Raw genomic sequence first — 2051 nt, forward strand, 5'->3', positions numbered from 1 at the left:
GGTAGCTAACCGCAAGTCATATAGGGGCGAGATTGAGTCAGAAGCCAAGGCCTAGGGTAATTCCTAGGATATGCTAACGGACTCACGTCAACGGAAAAGATATGGTTGTAAGTAGCAATTGATATGTCTAAAACTCGGGGGTTCGCCTCACAGTCGGAATGGAAGTCGGTCAACTGGCGAAAGCTAGAAATGACAGTCTTTAAGTTGCAAAAACGAATATATCAAGCCTCGAGCCGTGGTGACGTGAGCGTGGTAAGAAAACTGCAAAAGACCCTGATGAAATCCTGGTCAGCAAAAATGATTGCGGTCAGAAAGGTTACCCAGGAAAACAAAGGCAAAAAGACTGCCGGAATAGATGGGGTTAAAGCTTTAACCAATAAGCAGCGCCTCACCTTAGTAGCCAGCCTCAAAATCTCCAAAAAGGCACAACCCACCAGAAGGGTATGGATTCCTAAGCCCGGACGGTCGGAAAAACGCCCATTAGGTATCCCAACCATATACGACCGTGCATTACAAGCACTTGCCAAACAGGCATGTTTAACCTGAATGGGAAGCCAAATTTGAACCTAATTCCTACGGGTTCAGGCCAGGACGCTCATGTCACGATGCAATAGAAGCAATATTTACAGTAATAGCCCAAAAACCCAAATGGGTTTTGGACGCAGATATTGCCAAATGCTTTGACAGAATCAACCATGATGCACTTCTAACAAAATTAAATACTTACCCATCCATGAGACGTTTAATTAAGTCCTGGCTAAAAGCCGGTGTGATGGATAATGGAACATTCTCATCTACAAATGAGGGTACCCCACAAGGTGGCGTTATATCACCACTTCTGGCCAATATAGCCCTCCACGGAATGGAAAATGCCATCTGGAATCACGCTAACTCCATCAAGGGAAAGAAAAGACACTATAAAACAGGTCTATCCCTAGTCAGATACGCAGATGATTTTGTCATTCTCCACCAAGACCAAACCGTGGTAGAAGAATGTCTTGAAGTCATTAATAAATGGCTGCTGGACATGGGTCTGGAATTAAAACCAAGTAAAACAAAAATTACCCACACATTTGACGGATTTGACTTCCTCGGATTCAACATTCGGCAATATAAAGTAGGTAAACATCATACTAAACAAGGTTTTAAAACCATCATCAAGCCATCTAAGGAAAAAGTACTAGAGCATTATGGGCAGCTCTCAAATGTCATAGAACGACACAAAGCTGCCCCACAAGAGGCTTTAATAAGCCACCTCAAACCTATTATACGCGGATGGTGCAACTACTACAGGTCAGTCTGTAGTAAAGAAACATTCAGCAAATTAGGACATATGCTATGGAACAAACTCCAAAGATGGGGATACAGGAGACACCCCAAGAAATCAAAAACCTGGGTAATCAATAAGTATTGGGGAACTATTGGAGGAGATAACTGGGTGTTCATGACCAACGAGGATAATTACCTCCCTAAACATGCCAAAACCAAAATTGTCAGGCACACCAAAGTCAAAGAAGCCAGAAGTCCCTACGATGGTGACCTAATATACTGGAACACCAGAATGAGTAAACATCCTGAAATGACCAGTCAAAAAGGAATACTTTTGAAACGGCAAAAAGGAAAATGCGCTCATTGTGGGCTTACCTTTAGGGAAGAAGATTTATTGGAAACACACCATAAAATACCACGCGCCAATGGTGGAAGTGATAATCTCAAAAATTTAGAACTACTACACCTCCACTGTCACGATGAAAAACATAGAATCGGAATTCAGTCAAAACGTCAAGAGTCAAATACAGACTCCTCTGAGTTAGATGAAAACCCATTCTAGAAGGTACCAATGACAATGGTTCCGTTTGATGAGGAGCCGTATGATGCGAAAGTATCACGTACGGTTTTGAAGACGAGTCGGTGGGGCGACTCACCGGCTTAGTTTAATATCAGCCTCTACTCTTCCTGATTCCGGTCTGGTTGAGTAAGCTGGCTCGTTGATTAAAGAATCCCCGTTCTTCTAGGACGGGGAGTGTCAACTTAAACCTACCCGACCAGGG

The 2051-nt window shown here is 43.2% G+C and carries 1 pseudogene; it reads left to right on the plus strand.

The window, feature by feature from the left end:
* Positions 1 to 123 precede the first annotated feature (123 nt).
* Positions 124 to 1933: pseudogene (gene ltrA, locus F6K51_RS36355) on the plus strand (group II intron reverse transcriptase/maturase).
* Positions 1934 to 2051: the final 118 nt, after the last annotated feature.

This window comes from Moorena sp. SIO3I8 (genome assembly GCF_010692325.1).
Lineage (GTDB): Bacteria > Cyanobacteriota > Cyanobacteriia > Cyanobacteriales > Coleofasciculaceae > Moorena.